Origin of the sequence: Pseudonocardia alni (assembly GCF_002813375.1) — a bacterium.
Taxonomy (GTDB): domain Bacteria; phylum Actinomycetota; class Actinomycetes; order Mycobacteriales; family Pseudonocardiaceae; genus Pseudonocardia; species Pseudonocardia alni.
Map to the genome: position 1 here is coordinate 2,305,512 of NZ_PHUJ01000003.1, position 19,087 is coordinate 2,324,598.

General features: G+C 73.4%; 15 protein-coding genes. 5 read left to right on the forward strand and 10 right to left on the reverse strand.

All coding sequences use genetic code 11. The annotated features are described in order from the left end of the window. Positions 1-115 precede the first annotated feature (115 nt). Positions 116-4,036, forward strand: coding sequence for a multifunctional oxoglutarate decarboxylase/oxoglutarate dehydrogenase thiamine pyrophosphate-binding subunit/dihydrolipoyllysine-residue succinyltransferase subunit (locus tag ATL51_RS11610; RefSeq protein ID WP_100878630.1), 3,921 nt, complete (start codon positions 116-118; stop codon positions 4,034-4,036). A gap of 62 nt (positions 4,037-4,098) precedes the next feature. Here the strand turns inward: ATL51_RS11610 and ATL51_RS11615 are convergent, their stop codons facing one another. Beyond that, complete coding sequence (locus ATL51_RS11615) at positions 4,099-4,551, reverse strand: hypothetical protein (RefSeq protein WP_157818327.1); 453 nt, start codon at positions 4,549-4,551, stop codon at positions 4,099-4,101. A 53-nt stretch (positions 4,552-4,604) separates the two neighbouring features. Next, complete coding sequence (locus tag ATL51_RS11620) at positions 4,605-5,819, reverse strand: DUF418 domain-containing protein (RefSeq protein ID WP_100878632.1); 1,215 nt, start codon at positions 5,817-5,819, stop codon at positions 4,605-4,607. An 86-nt stretch (positions 5,820-5,905) separates the two neighbouring features. On the opposite strand from ATL51_RS11620, the gene ATL51_RS28665 reads away from it, so the two are divergent. Continuing rightward, the gene (locus ATL51_RS28665; protein WP_020623156.1) at positions 5,906-6,082 is read left to right on the forward strand and encodes a DUF6104 family protein; all 177 of its coding nucleotides are present in this window, start codon (positions 5,906-5,908) and stop codon (positions 6,080-6,082) included. A 125-nt stretch (positions 6,083-6,207) separates the two neighbouring features. Then, a complete protein-coding gene (locus ATL51_RS11625; RefSeq protein WP_100878633.1) occupies positions 6,208-7,638 on the forward strand; it encodes a CitMHS family transporter in 1,431 nt (476 codons plus the stop codon). 202 nt (positions 7,639-7,840) lie between these two features. On the opposite strand, the gene ATL51_RS11630 is transcribed toward ATL51_RS11625, so the two are convergent. The 3 genes from ATL51_RS11630 to ATL51_RS11640 are packed head-to-tail and all read right to left on the reverse strand — an operon-like array spanning position 7,841 to position 11,272. Continuing rightward, positions 7,841-8,203, reverse strand: a complete 363-nt coding sequence (locus ATL51_RS11630; RefSeq protein WP_139283056.1) for a hypothetical protein — start codon at positions 8,201-8,203, stop codon at positions 7,841-7,843. Next, positions 8,200-10,992, reverse strand: coding sequence for an FtsK/SpoIIIE domain-containing protein (locus ATL51_RS11635; RefSeq protein WP_100878634.1), 2,793 nt, complete (start codon positions 10,990-10,992; stop codon positions 8,200-8,202). The genes ATL51_RS11630 and ATL51_RS11635 overlap by 4 nt, the downstream gene beginning before the upstream one ends. 19 nt (positions 10,993-11,011) lie before the next feature. Beyond that, on the reverse strand, positions 11,012-11,272 hold the full coding sequence (locus tag ATL51_RS11640) for a hypothetical protein (protein WP_020623160.1): 261 nt from the start codon (positions 11,270-11,272) through the stop codon (positions 11,012-11,014). Between the two features lie 272 nt (positions 11,273-11,544). Between ATL51_RS11640 and ATL51_RS11645 the strand changes: the two genes are divergently transcribed. Further along, positions 11,545-12,954, forward strand: coding sequence for an Nramp family divalent metal transporter (locus tag ATL51_RS11645; protein WP_301548997.1), 1,410 nt, complete (start codon positions 11,545-11,547; stop codon positions 12,952-12,954). A gap of 93 nt (positions 12,955-13,047) precedes the next feature. Here ATL51_RS11645 and ATL51_RS11650 read toward each other — a convergent pair whose 3' ends face one another. From ATL51_RS11650 to ATL51_RS11670, 5 genes are read right to left on the reverse strand one after another with little or no spacing between them, the layout of a single operon-like run. After that, on the reverse strand, positions 13,048-13,848 hold the full coding sequence (locus ATL51_RS11650; RefSeq protein WP_100878636.1) for an MOSC domain-containing protein: 801 nt from the start codon (positions 13,846-13,848) through the stop codon (positions 13,048-13,050). Continuing rightward, a complete protein-coding gene (locus ATL51_RS11655) occupies positions 13,848-14,783 on the reverse strand; it encodes an ABC transporter substrate-binding protein (RefSeq protein ID WP_073578559.1) in 936 nt (311 codons plus the stop codon). The genes ATL51_RS11650 and ATL51_RS11655 overlap by 1 nt, the downstream gene beginning before the upstream one ends. A 33-nt stretch (positions 14,784-14,816) precedes the next feature. Continuing rightward, positions 14,817-15,536 (reverse strand): ABC transporter permease, encoded by a 720-nt coding sequence (locus tag ATL51_RS11660; protein WP_100878637.1) that lies wholly within the window; start codon positions 15,534-15,536, stop codon positions 14,817-14,819. Then, positions 15,533-16,186, reverse strand: a complete 654-nt coding sequence (locus ATL51_RS11665) for an ABC transporter permease (RefSeq protein ID WP_073578561.1) — start codon at positions 16,184-16,186, stop codon at positions 15,533-15,535. The genes ATL51_RS11660 and ATL51_RS11665 overlap by 4 nt, the downstream gene beginning before the upstream one ends. Positions 16,187-16,193: 7 nt before the next feature. Next, the gene (locus tag ATL51_RS11670) at positions 16,194-17,276 is read right to left on the reverse strand and encodes an ABC transporter ATP-binding protein (protein ID WP_073578562.1); all 1,083 of its coding nucleotides are present in this window, start codon (positions 17,274-17,276) and stop codon (positions 16,194-16,196) included. A gap of 552 nt (positions 17,277-17,828) precedes the next feature. Here ATL51_RS11670 and ATL51_RS11675 point away from each other — a divergent pair. After that, positions 17,829-19,058: an acyl-CoA dehydrogenase family protein gene (locus ATL51_RS11675; RefSeq protein ID WP_073578563.1), complete on the forward strand. Its 1,230-nt coding sequence runs from the start codon at positions 17,829-17,831 to the stop codon at positions 19,056-19,058. The last annotated feature ends 29 nt before the right edge of the window (positions 19,059-19,087 follow it).

Here is a 19,087-nt window from a genome sequence, read left to right on the forward strand (position 1 = left end):
GATCACGAAACGATCACGAAGTGGGACCCGGCACACTGCCCGGTCTCGCGTCGAGGGGACTAACCTGGTAGCCGGTCGCGACAAATCGAGCAGCTATCAAGGCGGTTGACGCAGAGTGTCATCGAGCAGTACCTCCCATCAGGCGAGCGACTTCGGTCCGAACGAGTGGCTCGTCGAGGAGATGTACCAGCGCTTCCAGGAGGACCCGTCGGCCGTGGACCCGGCCTGGCACGAGTTCTTCGCCGACTACGGCAAGGACGGTGAGAAGGCCTCCTCGTCGTCCGTCGGGACCGAGGAGCCGGCCGACACCTCCTCCGGCAACGGGTCCGCCCCGGCGGCCTCCTCGGGTGGGGTCACCCGAGGTGCAGCCACCGAGGACGACCAGGGCAGCGGGAGCGGCACGGAGACCGGCGCGGCCGGCTCCGGCGACGCCCCGGCCCAGAAGGCCGTGACGAACGGCGGGAAGGCCGGCGGCAAGGGGACCGCCACCTCCCGCGACGTCCCGCCGCCGGTCACCCCGAAGGCCGAGCCGCCGCCCGCCGAGGAGCGCCTGCGCACCGCGAGCGCACCGGCCCCGGCGTCGTCGTCGAACGGGACACCGGCCAAGCCCGCCGCGGGCAGCGGCTCCAAGGCCGCGAAGCCGACGCAGGACGGGGGTGGCGCGACCACCACCCCGCTGCGCGGTGCCGCGAACGCCATCGCCAAGAACATGACCGCCTCGCTCGAGCTGCCCACGGCGACGAGCGTGCGTGCGGTGCCCGCCAAGCTGCTCGCCGACAACCGCATCGTCATCAACAACCACCTCAAGCGCACGCGCGGCGGGAAGCTGTCGTTCACGCACCTGATCGGCTACGCGCTGGTCCGGGCGCTGACCGACTTCCCGAACATGAACCGGCACTTCGCCGAGACCGACGGCAAGCCCTCGGTCGCGACGCCGGAGCACGTGAACCTGGGCCTGGCGATGGACATGCCGGGCAAGGACGGCAGCCGCTCGCTGATCGTCGTGTCGATCAAGGGCTGCGAGAACATGTCGTTCGCGCAGTTCTGGCAGGCCTACGAGGGCATGGTCCGCAAGGCCCGTGACGGCAAGCTGACCGCCGACGACTTCGCGGGCACCACGATCAGCCTGACCAACCCCGGCACGCTGGGCACCAACCACTCGGTGCCGCGGCTGTCGGTGGGCCAGGGCGCGATCGTCGGCGTCGGCGCGATGGAGTACCCGGCCGCCTTCCAGGGCGCGTCGGAGGAGCGGCTCGTCGAGCTCGGCATCTCCAAGATCATCACGCTGACCTCGACCTACGACCACCGGATCATCCAGGGCGCCGAGTCCGGCGACTTCCTGCGCCGGATCCACCAGCTGCTCCTCGGCGAGGACGGCTTCTACGACGACATCTTCGCCTCGCTGCGGGTGCCGTACGAGCCGGTCCGCTGGGTGCAGGACTTCCCCGAGGGCGAGGTCGACAAGACCGCCCGCGTGCTGGAACTGATCGAGTCCTACCGGACCCGTGGCCATCTGATGGCCGACACGGACCCGCTGAACTACCGCCAGCGCCGGCACCCCGATCTCGACGTCCTCAGCCACGGCCTGACCCTGTGGGACCTCGACCGCGACTTCGCGGTCGGCGGGTTCGGCGGGCAGAGCCACATGAAGCTGCGCGACGTGCTCGGCCTGCTGCGCAACTCCTACTGCCGCACCATCGGCACGGAGTACATGCACATCGCCGACCCCGAGCAGCGCAAGTGGCTCGAGGAGCGCATCGAGGTCGCGCACGTCAAGCCGGACTCCTCGGAGCAGAAGTACATCCTGTCCCGGCTGAACGCGGCCGAGGCCTTCGAGACCTTCCTGCAGACCAAGTACGTCGGGCAGAAGCGGTTCTCGCTGGAGGGCGGTGAGACCGTCATCCCGCTGCTCGACGCCGTGCTGGACAAGGCCGCCGAGCGCGAGCTCGACGAGGTCGTCATTGGCATGCCGCACCGTGGCCGGCTCAACGTGCTGGCCAACATCGTCGGCAAGCCGATCAGCCAGATCTTCCGCGAGTTCGAGGGCAACCTCGACCCGGGCCAGGCGCACGGCTCCGGCGACGTGAAGTACCACCTCGGTGCCGAGGGCAAGTACTTCCGCATGTTCGGCGACGGCGAGACCGCGGTCTCGCTGACCGCGAACCCGTCGCACCTGGAGGCCGTGGACCCGGTGCTGGAGGGCATCGTCCGCGCCAAGCAGGACCTGCTCGACAAGGGCGACGGCGGCTTCACCGTGCTGCCGGTGCTGATGCACGGCGACGCGGCCTTCGCCGGTCAGGGCGTCGTGGCCGAGACGCTGAACCTCGCGCTGCTGCGCGGGTACCGCACCGGCGGGACCGTGCACGTCGTCGTCAACAACCAGGTCGGGTTCACCACCGCGCCGGAGCACTCGCGGTCCTCGCAGTACTGCACCGACGTCGCGAAGATGATCGGCGCGCCGGTCTTCCACGTGAACGGCGACGACCCGGAGGCCTGCGTCTGGGTCGCCAAGCTGGCCGTGGAGTACCGCCAGCGCTGGAACAACGACGTCGTGATCGACATGATCTGCTACCGGCGCCGGGGCCACAACGAGGGCGACGACCCCTCGATGACCCAGCCGTCGATGTACGACATCATCGACGCCAAGCGCAGCGTCCGGAAGATCTACACCGAGTCGCTGATCGGCCGTGGTGACATCACCATGGAGGAGGCCGAGCAGGCGCTCAAGGACTTCTCCAACCAGCTCGAGCACGTCTTCAACGAGGTGCGCGAGCTCGAGAAGACCCCGCCGGTGATCTCGCCGTCGATCGAGTCCGAGCAGCTCGTCCCGTCCGACCTCGACACCTCGGTCCCGCTCGAGGTCGTCCACCGGATCGGCGACGTGCACGCCAACCTCCCCGAGGGGTTCGCCGTGCACAAGCGGGTCGAGCCCGTGCTGCGCAAGCGCGAGAAGATGTCCCGCGAGGGCGACGTCGACTGGGCCTTCGCCGAGCTGCTCGCCATCGGCTCCCTGGCGATGGACGGCCGGCTGGTCCGGCTGTCCGGTCAGGACTCGCGTCGCGGCACCTTCGTGCAGCGGCACTCGGTCCTGATCGACCGGCACACCGGTGCGGAGTACTTCCCGCTGCGCAACCTGGCCGAGGGGCAGGGCCGGTTCCTGCCGTACGACTCGGCGCTCTCGGAGTTCGCCGCGGTCGGCTTCGAGTACGGCTACTCCGTCGCCAACTCCGACGCGCTCGTCATGTGGGAGGGCCAGTTCGGCGACTTCGTCAACGGCGCCCAGTCGATCATCGACGAGTTCATCTCCTCCGGTGAAGCCAAGTGGGGCCAGCTCTCCGACGTCGCGCTGCTGCTGCCGCACGGCCTGGAGGGCCAGGGCCCCGACCACAGCTCCGGGCGCATCGAGCGCTTCCTGCAGCTGTGCGCCGAGGGCTCGATGACCGTCGCGCTGCCGTCGGACCCGGCGAACTACTTCCACCTGCTGCGCCAGCACACCCTCGACGGGGTGCGCCGGCCGCTGGTGGTGTTCACGCCGAAGTGGATGCTGCGTGCCAAGCAGGTCGTCAGTCCGCTGTCCGACTTCACCGAGGGCAGGTTCCGCCCGGTCATCGACGACCCGGAGCACGCCGGCAAGGGCGACACCGTCTCCGGTGTGAAGCGGGTGCTGTTCTGCTCCGGCAAGATCTACTGGGAGCTGGCCGCGGCCCGCGACAAGCGCCGCAAGAACGGCGACGCAGGCGTGGACGAGGCCGCGCTGGTCCGCGTCGAGCGGCTCTACCCGATGCCGGCCGAGGAGATCGCCGCCGTCCTCGAGCGCTACCCCGAGGCCGCCGGTGACGTCCGCTGGGTCCAGGAGGAGCCGGCCAACCAGGGCTCGTGGCCGTACTACGGCCTGGAGCTGCCGCAGAAGCTGCCCCAGCTGCAGGGCAGCTTCACCCGGGTGTCCCGGCGTCGGATGGCGGCCCCGGCCGCCGGCTCGTCGAAGGTGCACGAGGTCGAGCAGGCCGAGCTGATCGACAAGGCGTTCGCCGGGTAACACCACGCACGACGACGGCCCGGTCGGGGATCTCCCCGGCCGGGCCGTCCGTGTCCCACGGGTCAGGAGCGGCGCGGGGCCCCGGCGACGACCGCGGCGCCGGTCACGACCGGCACGGCCCACTCCGCCACCCGGATCCGGCGGCGCAGTGCGGCATCCGGGCCCTCCGGTGTCGCGGCGCGGCGGCCCAGCGCCCCGGCCCAGGCGCTCGCGGCGAGCGCGGCGCCGGTCAGGGCGGTCCGGGTCGCCGCCGCGGCCGCGACGCCCGGCTCGCGCCGGCGGACCGCGTCGCGCGCCAGCAGGCCCGCCCCGCCCAGCAGGTGCGCCGCCGTCGCGGCGGTGCCGATCCGGCCCCACCCGCCCCAGCCCGCGCCGGCGAGCCGTTCGCGCTCGGCCGGGTCGCGGACCGCGTCCAGTGCGCCGTTGAGGCCGGTGACGCCCATCAGCGAGCCGCCGAACCAGGCGGCCAGGCCGACGTCGTGCAGGGTGCGGGCCACGGGAGGGGTGAGTGCCATGAGAACTCCGGAACGGGGGCGGCGGGGGCCGCGGGCGCGGCGGTCCGTCGACGCTACCGAGCGCTCCGCGGCGACGGCCCGTAGGTCAGGCGGCGCAGCAGCGTCTCGGCGGGCCCCCGCACGCCGGCCCGGTCGAGCCGGTACGCGACGACGACGGTCAGCAGCCACACCCCGACCGCGACCAGCGACGCCGACCAGCCCGACAGGTGCGCGCCCAGCCCGAGGCCCCAGGCGGTGAGCAGCGGCACGAACAGCAGCGACTGCGCCAGGTAGCCGCTCAGCGAGCGACGGCCGAGCGCGACCAGGGCCCGGACCGGCAGCGGTGCCGTCGGACGGGTTCCGAGCCGGTGCGCGACGAGGCCGAACACCGCCGCATAGCCGAGCGCGGCGAAGATCCCGGTGGCGATGTGCAGGCCGGCGAACGCACCCGGGTCCGGCAGCGCGATGACGCCGACGTGCACGAGGGCCTGGGCCAGCCCGGCCGACAGGCCGACGGCGATGCCGACGGCGGCGGTGCGGCGCAGCAGGGGCAGGTGCGCGCCCGGCTCCTCCAGCACGCGGTGCCGCGCGGCGAGCAGCCCGAGCAGCACCGCGGCGGGCATCACCAGCGTCACGAACGCCCCGGGGATCGCCGACACCCACAGCGCGAGCCGCAGCGGCAGCGTCGCGAACCAGTCCGGGGTGGCGAGGGCGAGCTGCTGCGCGGCGGACGTCGGCGTCGCGCCACCCGTGAACTGCGCCAGCACGCCCGTCGCCGCGGGGACGGCCACGGCGAGACCGACCAGGACCCCGGCCCCGATCCGCAGGGTGCGGTCGCTGCGGTGCAGGAACAGCGGCACCAGCACCAGGCCCAGGACCCCGTAGGTGCCCAGGATGTCGCCCTGCCACAGCAGGGCCGCGTGCAGCAGGCCGAGGACGAGCAGCCACCGGTGCCGGGTGCGCAGCAGCCGCCGCGCCTGCGCGTCGGTGCCGCCGCCGGCGATCCGGCGGGCGTACAGCTGCCCGATGCCGTAGGCGAACAGGAACCCGAACAACGTCCAGGCGCGGCCGTCGACGGCGGTGATGGTCACGACCTGGGCGATCCGGTCGGCGGGCCCGCCGTCCGCGGCGTGGAGCAGCGTGGCCCCCAGCTGCGAGGTGTAGGCGAACCAGGGCGCATGGGCCAGTGCGATCAGCAGCAGCATCGCGCCCCGGGCGAGGTCGGGGGCGAGCGCACGGTCGCTCACCGGGGTCGGGGCGACGGTCGCGGCGGGCGGCGCGGTGGGCATGGGATCTCCTCACGAGCGGTGGGAGACCCATCGGAAACGATGCCGTCGCGGCCGGGTCAAGCGGCGGCCGCCGTATCCTCGCCGGCATGTACTTCACCGACCGCGGCATCGAGGAGCTCGTCGACCGGCGCGGCGACGAGCAGGTCAGCGTCGAGTGGCTGGCCGACCGGCTCCGCGCCTTCGTCGACGCGAACCCGCAGTTCGAGACCGCCGTCGAGCGGCTGTCGAGCTTCCTCGCCCGGGACGACGCCGACGACGAGTAGCCGCGTGACCACAACGACCACAGGGCACGCAGCGACCACTACGTGGGCTGTGTCCGCAAGCGGGACCGGGGCCGGGGCCCGGACCTAGCGTTGCTCCTCGACACGTCCGTCGAGGAGGAGCACCGATGCTCATCGTTCTCGGGTCCGCGATGATCGCGGTCTTCATGTACCTGATCCTGGCGAAGCGGCTCGCGCCGACGCTGGCGCTGGTACTCGTCCCGCTGACCTTCGCCCTGGTGGCGACCGGCACCGGCCTGTCCGAACCGGGTGAGGACGGCGTCGTCGACTCGATCTCGTCGGCGTTCTCCGACTTCGCGCCGACGGCCGTACTGCTGTTCTTCGCGATCATCTTCTTCGGCACGATGATCGACGTCGGGCTGTTCGACCCGCTGATCCGCTCCGTGCTGCGCACGGTGGGCAACGACCCGGTGCGCCTGGTCGTGCTGACCGCGGTGCTCGCCGGTGTCGTCTCCCTCGACGGCGACGGCTCGACCACCTTCATCATCACGGTGTCCGCGCTGCTGCCGATCTACCTGCGGCTCGGACTGAGCCCGGTGGTGCTGACCCTCGTCGCCAACCTCGCGAACGGCGTGCTCAACATCCTGCCCTGGGGCGGCCCCACGATCCGCGCCGCGACGGTGCTGAACGTGTCGCCCTCGGAGCTGTTCAACCCGATGGTCCCGGGCATGGTGGCCGGCATCGCCACCGTGCTGCTGCTGGCCTGGCAGCTGGGCCGTTCCGAGCGCAAGCGGCTGCTCGCCTCGGGCCGCACGCTGTCGGTCGTCGCCGACGAGATGGTGGCGGTGCGCGAGCCCGCCCTGATCGGCGGGGGCGCCGGCACCGACGGCCCGGCCACCGGTTCGGGCGGGGGCCCCGCCGACGGAGCCGACGCCGGGGGCGCGCTGGAGGGCACGCTGGACCCGAACCGTCCGACGCTGCGGCCGACGCTGATCTGGTTCAACCTCGGGCTCACCGTCGCGCTGCTGGTGCTGCTGGGCATGGACGTCCTGCCGCTGTCGCTGGTGTTCGTCGCGGCCGCCGCGGTCGCCCTGGTCGTGAACTTCCCGAAGCCCGAGGACCAGCTCCGGGCGGTGACCTCGCACGCCTCCTCGATCGTCGGCGTCGTGTCCATGGTGTTCGCCGCCGCGGTCCTGGTCGGGGTGCTGTCGGGCACCGGCATGGTGACGGCGATGGCGAACGGGATCGTCTCGGCCGTACCGCCGTCGGTCGGCTCCTGGTTCGCGGTGATCACCGGTGTGCTGAGCATGCCGCTGACGTTCTTCCTCACCAACGACGCGTTCTACTTCGGCATCCTGCCGATCCTGACCGAGGCCGCGGGCCACTACGGCATCGACCCGGTGGAGATGGCCCGCGCCTCGATCATCGGCCAGCCGGTGCACATGACCAGCCCGCTGGTCCCGGCGCTGCTGCTGCTCGTCTCGCTCGCGAAGGTCGACCTGGCCGACCACCACCGCAGGGTGATCTGGCGGGCCGCGCTCTGCTCGCTGGTGATGCTCGGGGTCGCGCTGCTGCTGGGCGTCGTCCCGCTGGGCTGACCGCCCTCCCACGATCCGGTGCCGCACAGGCGGTACGCCGGGGAGGGGCGGACGGCGACCACCGGCCCCGGACCCCCGGCACGACCGTCGAGATGCAGCTCGGGGCGGCCCGCCACCCGCGGGGCAGGCCCCGGACTGCATCTCGGCGCGTCCGGCCCGTGCGGCCGGGCCTGGCCGGGCGGGTGCGGCGTGCGGGACGGGGTCAGTCGTCGTCGCGGCGCAGGCGGAACAGCCGCCGGTCGCCCGAGGAGCGCAGCTCGCGCAGGGCCTCGTCGGCGGCCTCCTCCAGCGCGGCGTGCTCGTCGGGGTCGGCCCGCAGGTCGGGGCGCGGCCGGGGCCGCCCCGGCTCCTCGGCCGACCACATCAGCTGCAACGCCGCCTCCCAGCGCAGCTCGAACATGCCGCGGGCCAGCGTGAGCCGATCCGCGGCGTCGCGCAGCTCCCGCTCGGTGCCGCGCAGCTCGCGGCGCAGCTCCTCGGCCCGCCGGGCGTCGCGTTCCCGCAGGTCGACGACGGCGCCGGCCAGCTCGGCCACGACCGCGCGGTAGCGCTCCACGGCACTCACACCCCACCTCCGGCGACGGTGTCCGGGCCGCCGCCGCCCGCGTCGGTCAGGATGACCAGCTGCGGGCGGCCGTGCCGGGAGCGGTCGAGGAACAGCGCGCGCCCCGGCGTCGGCGTCCAGTCCAGCGGCTGTCCGCCCAGCAGCGGCACCAGGTCGGTGCCCTGCACGCCGGTCGCCACCCAGGCGCCCAGGTCGTCGATCGCCGCACCCGGCGGGGCCAGCAGCGTCTTCAGCCGCTGCGCGCCCTGCCACCAGCCCAGCACGTGCACCCCGACCCCGGGCCCGTGGCGCAGCAGCGCCCGCAGGTCCTCGGTGCCGGTGCGGTCCAGCATCGACTCCGCCGCGTCGGCGCCGAACACCATGACCAGCAGCGACGCGTGTCCCCCACCGCCGCCCGACGCGGCCCGGGCGCGGACCGTCGCCGCCAGCTCGGCGACGCGGGCGGCGAACCCGTCGGCGGACACCTTCTCCACCGTGCCGGGCAGGTCCGGGGCGAGCGCGCCTGCGGCCGCCGCCGCGTCCGGGGCCAGCGGCACGAGCAGGATCTGCGCGCCGGCCGGGTCGGGCAGCGACGCCGCCACCGCGCGGACGGCCGAGCACAGCAGCGGGACCGCGACACGGGCGTCGGGCCCGATCACCCCGAGGTTGCGGCCGGGGCCGTCGGACAGCTCGGCTGCCGCGGGGCTGCCGTGCACGTCGACGAACTGCCCGACCAGCGCGCGGGGCACGCCGTCGGCGGGCAGCCGGGCGGCCAGTGCGTCGTGGGAGGGGGCGCGGGCGCCGTCGAAGACGACCGGCTCCGGGGTGTCGGGGAAGTCGGTGAACGCGGTGACCTGGACGTCGCGGACCACCGGGCCGCCCGCCTCGGGCAGCCGGACCACGTGGTTGCCGTGCGCGACGCCCGAGTCGTGGTTGACGATCGCGTGCCAGCGCGGGAGCGCCAGCGCGGCCTCGTTGTCCTGGGCGAGGATCCGCCGCGCGCGGGGCAGCGCGATCCGCAGCACGAACTGCTCGAAGATCGCCGAGCGGCCCCACAGCGCGTCGATGCCGGAGACGTCCTGGCTGGCCAGGACCAGGTGCACGCCCTGCGAGCGGCCGCGCCGGGCGACGTCCTCCAGCAGCGCGGTCGCCTCGGCGCTGACGGCGTCGCGACCGGTGAACAGGAACTGGAACTCGTCGATGACCGCGACGATCCGCGGCAGCCGCAGGTCGGGACGCTCCACCCGGAGCTCGGCCAGCTTGGTCGCGCCGTGCCGGCGGGCGGCCTCGGCGCGGCTGCGCATGACCTCGGACAAGTGGCGCAGCAGTGCCAGTCCGAACTCCCGGTCGGTGTTGATGTTGACGCCGATCAGCCGGGCCTGCGGGAGCCGGTCGGCGCGGTGGCCCTCCGGGTCCGGGGCGAACGGGGTGAACGACACCCCCTCCTTGAAGTCGAGCAGGTACAGCTCGACCTCGTCCGGGCCGTAGTGCGCGGCGAGACCGGCGATCCAGGCCAGCAGCAGGTTCGTCTTGCCCGACCCGCTGGGCCCGCCGACGAGCGCGTGCGGGGAGTGGTCGTCGAGGCTCAGCTCGGCGGGGATGCCGTCCTCGTGCCCGACGACGACCTTGAGCCCGTCGTGCGAGCGGCCCTCGCCGCGCCGGCGGGGCAGCATGTCCTTGAACGCGCCCAGCCGTCCGCGCCACTGCTCGTGCCCGGCGGCGATCGCCTCGCACACCGCGGTGACGTCGTCGGCCGGGACCGGCGGGTCCGGTTCGACGAGCACGTGCGGCCCGGTCACCGAGGTCCGCACCGGGACCGGCAGCCGGTCGTCGGCCGGGTCGAGGCCCGGCGGGTCCCCGAAGTCGACGGTCTCCACCGGGCGCGGCAGGGCCGCCGGGACGTCGAGCAGCACCAGCTGCACCCCCGCCGCGACGCCGCCGCGCGCCACCCGCTGCAGCTGGCGCAGCTCGGCCTCGGGCAGCTCGCGGCCGTTGCCGACCAGCACCGCCACCAGCCACGCCTCGGGCCGCTCCCCGGTGCGGTCGGCGAGCTCGCGCAGCGAGGTCGCGCCGTCGGCGAGCACCCGGGTCTGCACCCGGCGGATCCGGTCCGCGAGCTGGTCCAGCAGCCGCCCCAGCCGGGTCGGGTCGTGCACGGTCAGCAGCCCGGTGCGGGTCAGCGGGTACAGCCCGGGCAGGGCGCCTGCGAGCTGGCCGACGTCCCAGACGTGCACGTTCACCGCGCCGGGCCGGAAGTGCCGCACGGTGCGCAGGACCAGCTGCTCGACCATCGCCTCGGCCCGGTCGCGGGAGCGCGGCGTCGACACCACCTGCAGGTGCGCGCCGTCGAGCAGCGGGACCGCGACCCGGAACGGGGCACCGCCCTCCACCGAGCCGGTGCCCAGCACCCACATCTCCGGGACCGGGCCGGTCGGCTCGACGGTGCCCGCGACCGGCCTCCAGTCGGCCGGGTCGTCCCCGGCCGCGCCGGGGGTGGCGTCGGCGACGATCTCCGACAGCGTCTGCGGCGAGTCGCCCTGCCAGCGGTCGAACACGTGCGCCCGGTCCTCGGCGACCCGGGCGAGGACGCCCGCGAGCCGGGGGTTGCCGAGCACCCGGGCCAGCCCCGGATCGCGGCGCGCGGCGTCGTGCCCGGTCTCGCGCAGCCACAGCTCCGCCATGACCTCGGCGTGCCGGGCCGCGGCCCGGTCGCGACGGCCCTCCGCAGCGCCCAGGGCCCGCGACGCCGCCCGGTGGAACCCGTCGAAGGCGGACCGGATCCGCTCGCGACGGTTCGGACGACGTGCCATCAGGGGCGGGCGGGCGCGGTCAGAGCCGCGAGGCGACGTCGTCGGCGGACTGCATGGCGATGTGCAGGGCCTGCTCGACCTCGTCGATCTTCTCCGACGCGGCGGCGAAGCGGGCGCGGGCGTCGTCGGCGTCGTTCTGGGCGGTGCCGTAGATGTTCTGCGAGAACGCGGCGCCGGCCTCCTCGATGGCCTGGCGGGCGTGCCGCAGCGCGCCGAGGCTCTCGGTGGCCTGCTGGTTGGCCCGCCCGATCCCGGCCCGGATCTCGTCGATGTTCGCCATGCCCACCCTCCGTGCGTGCGCGTGCGGCGACCGTGACCCGGCCGACGCCGCGGCCAATCTATCGGCCGGTCCCGGTACCCGTTCATGGTGCGCCGGGCGTGCACCGCCTGCAACGGCGGGTGCGCCGTGCGTCGTAGCCCGTCGCCGCGATCGGGGGGTCCGATACGTCCGTTCGTGACCCTTCCGCGCTGGAATGCGCCGCCCCGCTCGCCTAGCGTGCTCGGCGAACCCGCGCGATCCCTCCCACGACGCCGTGATCGGAGACTGTGACGATGGCCTCCCCCGGTCCGCAGACGGACTTCCTCCAACCCCCCACCGGCGCGCGGAAGATCCGCTCGATCGGGCCGGGCCTGCTCGCCGCGGCGACCGGCGTCGGCGCGGGCGACCTCGTCGCGACGATGGTGGCGGGGGCGTCGTTCGGGACGGTGCTGCTGTGGGCCGCCGTCGTCGGGACCCTGGTCAAGCTCGCGCTCGGCGAGGCCGTCGGACGCTGGCACCTCGGTTCCGGCGCGACCATGCTCGACGGCTGGCGTCGGCTGGGCTACTGGGCGACCGGCTTCTTCGGCGTCTACATCGTGGTGTGGGGCTTCGTCTACGGCGCCACCGCGATGTCGGCAGTCGGACTGCCGCTGAACGCGCTGTTCGGCGGGCTGCCGGTCGGCGGGTGGGCGGCGATCGCGGGCGTCGTCGGGCTGGTGCTGGTGTGGGTGCAGCGGTATCACGCATTCGAGAAGTTCATGACGGTGCTCGTGCTGATCAAGTTCGCGACGGTCGTGTTCGTCGCGATCCTCGTCGGCCCGGACCTGCCCGCGCTGGCGAACGGCCTCGTCCCCCGGCTGCCCGAGGGGTCCACGGTCTACGTGCTCGGCCTCATCGGCGGCGTCGGCGGGACGATCACCATGGCCGCCTACGGCTACTGGCTGTTCGCGAAGGGCTGGAAGGGCCCGAAGTGGCTGTCGATGATGCGGCTGGACAACGCGACCGGCTACATCATGACCGGCATCTTCGTGGTCTCGATGCTCGTCGTCGGGTCCACGATCCTGTTCGGGGAGAACCTCACCGAGTCCGACAGCGGGCTGCTCACTCTCGCCGACCGGCTCGGCGCCCTCTACGGCGAGCCGGTGCGGATCCTGTTCCTGGTCGGCTTCCTGTCGGTCACCTTCACCTCGCTGCTGGGCGTGTGGAACGGCGTGTCGCTGCTGTTCACCGACTGGGTGCGGGCGATCCGGCTGCCGCACGGGAAGAAGGCCGCGATCGGGCCGGACGTCGAGAACGCCGTCGTCGCCGGGGAGGAGCGCACCGCCGCCGGGGGCGCCGGGAGTACGGCCGTCGGGGGCACGGCCGCTGCCGGGGACGAGCGCGGCGACGGGCCCGGGCGGCCGGGCGCCTACGAGGCGGCACGCGCCGAGCGTTCGCTGCCCTTCCGCGGGTACCTGCTGTGGCTGACGTTCCCGCCGATGGCCCTGCTGCTGATCGGGCGGCCGTTCGCGCTGACCCTGGTCTACGGGGTGCTGGGCTCGTTCTTCATGCCGTTCCTGGCGGTGACGCTGCTCCTGCTGCTGAACACCTCGATGGTGGCCCGCGAGGCGCGATCGCGCTGGCTGTCCAACGCGGTCCTGGGGACCTCGTCGGTGCTGTTCGCGGTCCTGCTGGTCACCGACGTGTACTCGCGCCTGACCTGACCCGCCGCGGCGCCCGCAGCTTTCGTCCTCGTCGCACGAACGGGCCCCTCGTACGACAGGTTCGTACGAGGGGCCCGTTCGTGCGCCCGGGGGTCAGGTCACGTCGAGCGGGTCGCCGACGCGCAGGGTGCCGGTGCGCTCGACGCGGGCGTACAGGCCCGCGCAGGGCAGCACCCCGAAGCCGTCGACCTCGACGCGGTTGCGGTCGGCCGGACCGCGCAGGGCGTGCGGTGCGCGGGGCAGGGCGCCGTGCTCCAGCGTCGGCACGGAGCAGCGCGGGGTCGGCAGGGTCGGGACCAGTACGACCTCGCCGAGGGTGAGCCGGCGCCCGAGCCAGCCGTTCTCCACGAACGGCTCGGTACCCGGCGGCGTCGCGACGACGACGTTGGGCCGGTAGCGCAGCGCCTCGACGCCGAGCGCGTCCAGCGTCGCGGTGGTGATCAGATGCACCGGCGAGTGGTCGACGAACCGGCCACCGGGAGCGCCCTGGGCGATCTCGAGGGTCGGCGCGTCGACGTCCGCGTCCAGGCCGTGGGCCAGCACGTCCTCGGGGTCCGGCCGCTCGACGACGGCGCCGTCGGCCCGTTGCTGAGCGACGACCACGGGCCGGCCGAGCAGCTCGGCGAGCGGCCCGGCGGCCTGCCCGGCGTCGACGGTGCGGCCGTCGGGCAGCGTGACCCGCACGTCGTCGCCGACGCCCGCGGAGGCGCACGTCAACAGGCGTCGCCAGTGCCGGGGCTGCTTGGCCGTCGCGACCCGGCCGGTGTCCGGATCGGTCAGGGCGAGCGCCCGGTCGCCGACGACGCCGTGTGTGTCGAGCTCGAGGGCGGCGAGGTCCTCCCCCAGCATCGACTTCACGGGGTAGCGGTGCAGGGACAGGACCTCGCCGGCCATCAGAGCAGGCCCTGTGCGGTCAGCCAGTTCTTCGCCACGGTGTCGACCGACGGCTTGTCCGGCGCGGCGGCCGCCTCGTTCAGGCCGAGCAGCTCCTGCGTGGTCAGCTTCGCCGAGACCGCGTTCAGGATCTCGGTGACCTGCGGGGTCGCCTTCTCCTTGTTGATCAGCGGTACGACGTTCTGCGCGGCGAAGTTGTTCTGCGGGTCGGTGAGGACCACGAAGTCGTTCTCCGGGATCGCCGCGTCGGTGGTGAACAGGTCCGCGGCCTGCACGTCGCCGTTCTTCAGCGCTGCGACGGTCAGCGGGCCGCCGGCGTCGAGCGAGCGGTAGGACTTGAACGAGCAGTTGTAGGTCTTCTGGATGCCGGGGATGCCGTCGGGACGGGTCTGGAACTCCGGCGGGCCGCCGAACACGAGCTCACCGCAGCGCGACGCGATGTCGGCGATCGAGGTCGCGTTCAGCCGCTGCGCGGTCTCCCTCGTGACGACGACGGCGTCCTTGTCCTCGGCCTCGGCCCGGTTCAGCACGGTCAGCGTCGGGGCCGCGGTGTTCAGCGTGGACTGCAGTGCGGTGTAGACCTCGTCCGGCTCGGTCTGCGCGGCGTTCTTGTCCAGGTACTGCAGCAACGTGCCGCTGTAGTCCGGGATCAGGTCGATCGAGCCGTCCTTGAGCGCCGGCACGTAGGCCTCGCGGGACCCGATCGGCGGCCGGGTCTCGACCGTGACGCCCTTGGCCTGCAGCGCCTGGGCGAACACCGAGGACAGGATCTGGCTCTCGGTGAAGTTCGCGGCGCCGACGACGACGGTGTTCTGGTCGTCGCTGCCGGACTGGCCGCCCCCGGCGAGGGGGTCGGAGCCCCCGCCGCAGGCGGTCAGCGCGAACGCGGCGGTCACCGTCGCGGCGACGGCGGTCAGCAGACGGGTGCGTCTCATGGTGGGTGTCCTCTCGGGGACGTGCGGGGTGGGTCAGGCCGCTTCGCGGACGGGTTCGGGACGGGTGGGCACCGCGCGCAGCCGGCGCGGCGCGGTCCGGCCGGTGGCCTGCAGGCCGGGCGAGACGATCAGCTTCTGCAACCCGCCCAGGAGCAGGTCGGCGACGATCGCGAGCAGCGCGACCAGGATCGAGCCACCGATCATCATGCCGAAGTCGCGCTGGCCGAGGCCGTCGATGATGAACCGGCCGAGCCCGCCGAGCGAGACGTAGGCGGCGATGGTCGCGGTCGCGATGACCTGCAGGGTCGCGCTGCGCAGCCCGCCGATGATCAGCGGCAGCGCGTTGGGGAGCTCGACCTTCCACAGCACCTCGGGCCCGCGCATGCCCATCCCGGTGGCGGCGTCGACGACGGCCGGGTCGACGTTGCGGATGCCGGCGTAGGTGCCGGCGAGCACCGCGGGCACCGCCAGCACGATGAGGGTGATGATCGGGCCGACCAGCGACAGCCCGACCAGTGTGGTGATCAGCACCAGCAGGCCCAGGGTGGGCAGGGCGCGCAGCCCGTTCGCCAGGCCGACGACGAGGAAGCCGCCGCGGCCGGTGTGCCCGATCCAGGCGCCCAGGGGCACCGCGATCAGCACCGCGACCAGCAGGGTCAGGGCGGTATAGCCGAGGTGCTCGGCGAGCCGGGCGAGGATGCCGGTCGATCCCTCCCAGTTCCCGCCGTCGAACAGCCAGCCGAAGTAGGTCATGCCCCCGCCTTCCCGGTACGGGCCCGCTGCCAGGGGGTGAGCAGCCTGCCGCCGAGCAGCAGGGCCGAGTCGACGACGAGCGCGAGCAGCAGCACCAGCACGATGCCGGAGACGATCTGCGCGTCGTTGCTGCGGTTGAAGCCCTCGGTGAACAGCAGACCGAGCCCGCCGAAGCCGATCACCGCACCCACCGTGACCAGGCTGATCGTGGACACCGCGGCGACGCGCAGGCCGGCCACGATCACCGGCACGGCGAGCGGCAGCTCCACGCCGACGAAGCGCCGGACCGGGGTGTAGCCCATCGCGTTCGCCGCGTCGACGACGTGGCCCGGCACCGCGGACAGCGCGTCGGACACGGTCCGCACGAGCAACGCGACGGTGTAGACCGTCAGCGCGACGATCACGTTGACCGGATCGAGGATCTGGGTGCCGAGCAGCGGCGGCATGAACACGAACAGCGCCAGCGACGGGACCGTATAGAGCAGCCCGGCGGCGTTGGTCATGATCGTGCGCAGCGTCGCGTTGCGGTTGGCGACCCAGCCCAGCGGGATCGCGAACACCAGCCCGAGCAGCACCGGGATCAGGGCGTACACGACGTGCTCGGCGAGCGCGTCGAGCACGGAGTCGAGGTTGTCGAACACCCAGGTCACGGCGGCCTCAGGCGGCGTTGTGCGAGTCGCGGGCCGCGGGCAGCGCCTCGAGCACCGAGTCGGCGGTGACCGAGCCGGCGACCCGGCCGTCGGCGTCGACGGCGACGCCCTGACCGGACGGTGAGGACAGTGCCGCGTCCAGCGCGCCGCGCAGCGAGCCCGACTCGACGGCGTAGAGCGAACCGCCCGGGACGATGACCTCCTCGGTCACCCGGCCCTCACCGGCCTCGACCCAGCCCAGCGGCCGGGCGGAGCCGTCGACGACGACCGACCAGCCGTCGTCGGGGAGGGGGTCGCCGACCGAGAGCACCGGCAGCGACCCGATCGGGATGGTGTCCGAGGACAGGAAGCCCAGGCCCCGGTAGCCGCGGTCGCGGCCGACGAAGTTGTCGACGAAACCGTCGACCGGGCGGGACAGCAGCACGCCCGGCTCGTCGTACTGGGCGAGCTTGCCGCCGACCCGGAACACCGCGACCTTGTCGCCGAGCTTGATGGCCTCGTCGATGTCGTGGGTGACGAACACGATGGTCTTGCCGAGCTCGGACTGCAGCCGCAGCAGCTCCTCCTGCAGGCTCTCCCGGACGATCGGGTCCACCGCGGAGAACGGCTCGTCCATCAGCAGCACGGGCGGGTCAGCGGCGAGCGCGCGGGCCACGCCGACCCGCTGCTGCTGGCCGCCGGACAGCTGCGCCGGGTAGCGCCCGGCCATCGAGGTGTCGAGGCCGACGATCTCCATGAGCTCCATCGCCCGGTCCCGCGCGGCCTTCTTGCTGCTCCCGACGAGCATCGGCACGGTCGCGATGTTGTCGACGATCGTGCGGTGCGGGAACAGCCCGGCCTGCTGGATGACGTAGCCGATGCCCCGGCGCAGCTCGGCCGGATCGGCGGACAGCACGTCGCGCCCGTCGACGCGCAGCTCGCCGCCGGTCGGCTCGATCATCCTGTTGATCATGCGGAGGGAGGTCGTCTTGCCGCAGCCGGACGGGCCCACGAAGACCGTGATCCGCCCCTGCTCCGCGACGAGGTCGAGCTCGTCGACCGCGACCGTCCCGTCCGGGAAGCGCTTCGTGACGCCCCGGAACTCGATCATCGGCGGTTCCCCCTGCCGTCGCGCGGGACCCCTGCTCCCCGCTTGGTCGCAGCACACTAACCCGGTCGTGCGCGACGGGCGAGCGGTCGACCGCAGGTCACCGGCACCCCGTCGCGCTTGACCTGCAGTCCGGTTCAGCACCGACGCTGCGCACATGACCCTGACCACTGTTCTGGGCCCGCCCGGTGTCTCCACCGGACCCGCTCCCGCCGACGCCGCGGCCCTGGAGGACGCCGGTGCCCGCACCCTGTGGCTCGCCGGTGGCGCGATCGACCGGCCCGACCGGCTGACCGCGCTGCTCGACGGCACGCGGGTCGCCGTCGTCGTCGTCGTCGCGGGGATCGTGCCGACCGGCTTGTATCCGGCGTCGGCCGTCGCCGCACCCGGGCTGCCCGCGTCGGAGCGGCTGCCGGCGCCGAGCACCGGGCCGCGGGCGCCGACCACGTGGTGCTCAGCCCGGTCGGGGACCCGACGGCCGGCGCGACGTTGCTGCACGCCCTGCGATAGGAGCTCTGCCGTGCGGACGGTGCGGCGCGGCGCAACAGTGGGGCCATGCCGAAGGAGCCCACGCGTCTGCCGAAGCCCGAGCTGGACCTCGACCCGGACCACCCGCACGTCGCGGACTGGTTCCACTACGCCGACCTGCTCACCGACGCCGAGCGCGCCGACCTGCGCCGGGTGCGGGAGTTCCTGCGCGCCGAGGTCGCCCCCGTCGTGCTGGAGGCCTGGGACCGGGCCGAGTTCCCGATGCAGCTCGTGAAGGGCTTCGCGGGCCTCGATCTCGCGGGGGCCGGCTACGCCGACCCGCCGGCGTCGCGGCTGTTCCTGGGGTTCCTGCACGCGGAGATCTCCCGGGTGGACCCGTCGGTCAACAGCTTCTACGGCGTCCACACGGGTCTCGCGATGGGCTCGATCCACGCCGGCGGCACGCCCGAGCAGCGCGAGCGCTGGCTGCCCGCGATGTCCCGGATGGACTCGATCGGTGCGTTCGGGCTGACCGAGCCGCACGGCGGGTCCGACGTGGCCGGTGGCATGGAGACCACCGCCACCCGCGACGGCGACGAGTGGGTCCTCGACGGCGAGAAGCGCTGGATCGGCAACGCCACCTTCGCCGACCTGGTCATCGTGTGGGCCCGCGACACCGACCCGGACGCCGGCGGCGCGGTCCGCGGGTTCGTCGTGCCGTCACCGTCGGAGGGCATGACGATCACGAAGATCGAGGGCAAGCAGTCGCTGCGGATCGTGCAGAACGCCGACATCCTGCTCGACCGGGTCCGGGTGCCGGAGTCGCACCGGCTCTCCGGCGGCTCGGGCACCTTCCGCGACGCCGGCCTGGTCCTGCAGCGCACCCGGGCCAACGCCGCCTGGGGTGCGGTCGGGGTGCAGATGGCCGCCTACGAGCTGGCGCTGTCCTACGCCGCCCAGCGGGAGCAGTTCGGCCGCCCGATCGGCGGGTTCCAGCTGATGCAGGACCTGCTGGTGCGGATGCTCGGCAACGTGAGCGCCTCGCTGGGGATGGCGGTCCGCAACGCCCAGCTGCTCGACGAGGGCCGGGGCTCGGACGCGCACTCGTCGCTGGTGAAGGAGTTCTGCGCGACCCGGATGCGCGAGACCGTCGCGCTCGGGCGTCAGCTCGTCGGCGGCAACGGGGTGGTGCTGGAGAACCGGATCGCGAAGTACTTCGCCGACGCCGAGGCGATGTTCTCCTTCGAGGGCACCCGGGAGATGAACACCCTGATCGTCGGGAAGGCGATCACCGGGCAGAGCGCGTTCGTGCGGTGACGTCCGCGGTCGCGCCCGCGGTGGGCGGG

What these genes read in the sequence shown, in the direction of transcription:
- ATL51_RS11615 (WP_157818327.1), bottom strand. Translation starts at nt 4,551, where the DNA reads ATGGCACTCACCCCTCCCGTGGCCCGCACCCTGCACGACGTCGGCCTG.
- ATL51_RS11640 (WP_020623160.1), bottom strand. Translation starts at nt 11,272, where the DNA reads ATGGCGAACATCGACGAGATCCGGGCCGGGATCGGGCGGGCCAACCAG.
- ATL51_RS11625 (WP_100878633.1), top strand. Translation starts at nt 6,208, where the DNA reads ATGCTCATCGTTCTCGGGTCCGCGATGATCGCGGTCTTCATGTACCTG.
- ATL51_RS11660 (WP_100878637.1), bottom strand. Translation starts at nt 15,536, where the DNA reads ATGACCTACTTCGGCTGGCTGTTCGACGGCGGGAACTGGGAGGGATCG.
- ATL51_RS28665 (WP_020623156.1), top strand. Translation starts at nt 5,906, where the DNA reads ATGTACTTCACCGACCGCGGCATCGAGGAGCTCGTCGACCGGCGCGGC.
- ATL51_RS11670 (WP_073578562.1), bottom strand. Translation starts at nt 17,276, where the DNA reads ATGATCGAGTTCCGGGGCGTCACGAAGCGCTTCCCGGACGGGACGGTC.
- ATL51_RS11650 (WP_100878636.1), bottom strand. Translation starts at nt 13,848, where the DNA reads ATGGCCGGCGAGGTCCTGTCCCTGCACCGCTACCCCGTGAAGTCGATG.
- ATL51_RS11645 (WP_301548997.1), top strand. Translation starts at nt 11,545, where the DNA reads ATGGCCTCCCCCGGTCCGCAGACGGACTTCCTCCAACCCCCCACCGGC.
- ATL51_RS11620 (WP_100878632.1), bottom strand. Translation starts at nt 5,819, where the DNA reads ATGCCCACCGCGCCGCCCGCCGCGACCGTCGCCCCGACCCCGGTGAGC.
- ATL51_RS11675 (WP_073578563.1), top strand. Translation starts at nt 17,829, where the DNA reads ATGCCGAAGGAGCCCACGCGTCTGCCGAAGCCCGAGCTGGACCTCGAC.
- ATL51_RS11635 (WP_100878634.1), bottom strand. Translation starts at nt 10,992, where the DNA reads ATGGCACGTCGTCCGAACCGTCGCGAGCGGATCCGGTCCGCCTTCGAC.
- ATL51_RS11655 (WP_073578559.1), bottom strand. Translation starts at nt 14,783, where the DNA reads ATGAGACGCACCCGTCTGCTGACCGCCGTCGCCGCGACGGTGACCGCC.